The sequence below is a fragment of the Actinomadura keratinilytica genome, from assembly GCF_039539665.1.
GTDB lineage: Bacteria > Actinomycetota > Actinomycetes > Streptosporangiales > Streptosporangiaceae > Spirillospora > Spirillospora keratinilytica.
Window position 1 is genome coordinate 1 of sequence record NZ_BAABDO010000238.1, and the last position, 2,756, is coordinate 2,756.

At 72.2% G+C, this 2,756-nt stretch carries 2 protein-coding genes; both read left to right on the plus strand.

Annotated elements, in window-relative coordinates; genetic code table 11:
* The first annotated feature begins 397 nt into the window (after positions 1-397).
* Positions 398-1,027 carry an alpha-ketoglutarate-dependent dioxygenase AlkB gene (locus ABD879_RS32395; RefSeq protein WP_345025600.1) on the plus strand — a complete coding sequence of 210 codons (630 nt, stop codon included), beginning with the start codon at positions 398-400 and terminating at the stop codon, positions 1,025-1,027.
* 58 nt (positions 1,028-1,085) lie between these two features.
* Positions 1,086-2,756 (plus strand): serine/threonine-protein kinase (locus ABD879_RS32400; protein WP_345025601.1); only part of this gene is annotated, 1,671 nt, incomplete at its 3' end.

Here is a 2,756-nt window from a genome sequence, read left to right on the forward strand (position 1 = left end):
CCACCGTGCACCGGGTGCTCCAGCACGGGCCGCGCCGCCTGTGGGAGGAGATCGAAGCGGCCTACCGGTGGTGGGAGGGCATCGGGCGACCGACGACCCTCCGGTTCGGCGTCGCCGTCACCCCCGACCGCCAGTACGTCTACCTCGACTCCCCCGACAACCCGATCCTTTGACAAGCCTTGCGGCCACCGGAGCCGCGGTCCCCGAACGACGGCGGCGCGGCCGACCACATGTCACCCCCGGCTCTACCGCCGTCCTTCAGATAGCCGAGCCCCCGTGTGCGTGGGAGTTCCTCCCGGAGGCGCGGCGCCAGACGGCGGGCGGGCGCACGGGGGCTCGGACGTGCGGAGCTACAGGCGATCGAACGTGTGTTTGGGCTGGTGGGTAGCATGAGGAGATGGAGAGCGCCCTCCAAGGTTCTATCTTCGATTCCGGGGACGAGGCGGGCCCGCGCGAACTCGGACGTTGCGTCCGGCGCGTCCCGCTCGCCCACGGGGCGTGGATCGACCTGCGTCCCAACTGGATCGCCGGAGCCGACGCGCTCTTTCAACGCCTGCTCACCGCGGTCCCCTGGCGGGCCGAGCGCCGCCACATGTACGACCGCGTGGTGGACGTCCCCCGCCTCCTCGCCTTCTACGACGAGGACGCGCCACTGCCCGACCCGCTCCTCGACCAGGCCGAACAGGCCCTCAACGCCCACTACGCCGAGGAGCTCGGCGAGCCCTTCCGCACCGCCGGCCTCTGCCTGTACCGCGACGGCCGCGACAGCGTGGCATGGCACGGCGACACCATCGGGCGCGGCGGCACGGAGGACACGATGGTCGCCATCGTCTCCGTCGGCGCGCCCCGCTCCCTTCTGCTGCGCCCCCGCTCCGGCGGCTCCACCCTCCGCTACGAGCTGGGCCACGGCGACCTGATCGTGATGGGCGGCAGCTGCCAGCGCACCTGGGAGCACAGCATCCCCAAGACCGCCAAGGACTCCGGCCCTCGCATCAGCGTCCAGTACCGCCCCAGAGGCGTCCGCTGATCGACTTTCCAGCAGGCGACCAGAGCCGCCTTTTCCCGCTGCCGCTACGGTGATCATCATGAGGGCTGGGGACCTGCTGGCGCGCCGTTACCGGCTGGAGCGGCTGCTGGGCCGCGGCGCGATGGGCGAGGTGTGGGAGGGCTTCGACGAGCGCCTGCGGCGCCGGGTGGCGGTCAAGGTGCTGTCGACCGACCTGCTGGCCGATCCGAGGGCGGCCGAGCAGATGCCGGCGCGGTTCCGCCGGGAGGGCGAGGCGGCCGCGCGGCTGAACCACCGCAATATCGCCGCCGTCCACGACCTGGACGAACATGTCGAGAACGGCACCGGGCGGATCCGCCCGTTCCTGGTGCTGGAGCACCTCGACGGCCGCGATCTCCAGACGCTTCTACGACGACACCCCCGCGGGCTTCCGCTGCGGCAGGTCGTCGAGTACGGGCTGCAGGTCTGCGACGGCCTGGCCGCCGCGCACGCCGCCGGGATCGTGCACCGCGACATCAAACCCGCCAACCTGATGGTCCTGGACGACGGCACCGTCAAGATCTGCGACTTCGGCATCGCCCGCCTCCAGGACGCCACCGTCGGCCTCACCCGCGAGGGGTTCCAGCCGGGCACCCCCGCCTACATGGCACCCGAGCAGCTCGACGGCGGACCGGTCGACCACCGCGCCGACCTGTACGCCCTGGGCGCCACCCTGTACCACCTGCTCACCGGCCGGACCGTCTTCCCCGCCGACGACCTGCGCGCCCTCATCGCCATGCACCTGACCAAAATCCCCGACCCGCCCAGCGCCCACCGCCCCGACGTCCCCCATCACCTCGACACCGCCATCACCGCACTGCTGGCCAAAGACCCCGCCCAACGCCCCGCCTCAGCCGCGCAGGCGGCCACCAGCCTGAAATCCGCCCCCGTTGCGCCGAACCCCCTCCCGGCCTCCCACCGCCGGCCCGCCACCCTCGCCTACACCAGGCCCGCGTCGCAGGAGCAGACGTCGGCGAAGACCGTCGCGGGTGGCCCGGCGGGCGCCCATCCGCTGCTGGCCGAGGCCGAACGGATCGCCCGCTCCATCACCGACCCCCACTGGCAGGCGACGGTGTTGGTGGAGGTGGTGGGGGCGATGGCCAAGCACGCCCCGGTAGAGGCCGAACACTTCGCACTCTCCTTCACCAACCCCAGAGACCAGGCGGCGGCGTTGGCGAAGGTGGCCGGTGCGGTGGCCGTGCGTGATCCGGCGGGCGCTCTTTCCCTGCTGGGCGAGGCCGAGCGGATCGCCCGCACGCTCACCGCATCCCAACCCCAGGCGTGGCTGATGACCGAGATCGCAGGCGTGCTGGCCAGGCATGATCCGGGTCGCTGTCGCGCCCTGCTGGCCGAGGCCGAAGACATCGCCCGCTCCGTCACCAGCCCGGGCGCGCGGGCGACGGCGCTGGCCATAGTGGTGGGAGCGGTGGCCGAACGCGACCTGGCCCGGGCCGAACGCATCATCGGCTCCCTCACCGACCGCGACGCCCGGAACCGGGCATTGATGGAGGTGGCGGGGGCGATGGCCGAGCATGATCCGGCCAGGGCCGAACGCGTCGCCCGCTCCATCAGTGACGCCAGAGAGCGGGCGGTGGCGTTGGCGAGGGTGGCGGGCACAATGGCTGCGCACACGCCGGTCAAGGCCGAAGTGTTCGTCTGGACCGCCCCGGCGATCTTGGAGGCTAGATCGTCTGGTTCTCGGCTGCCGAGA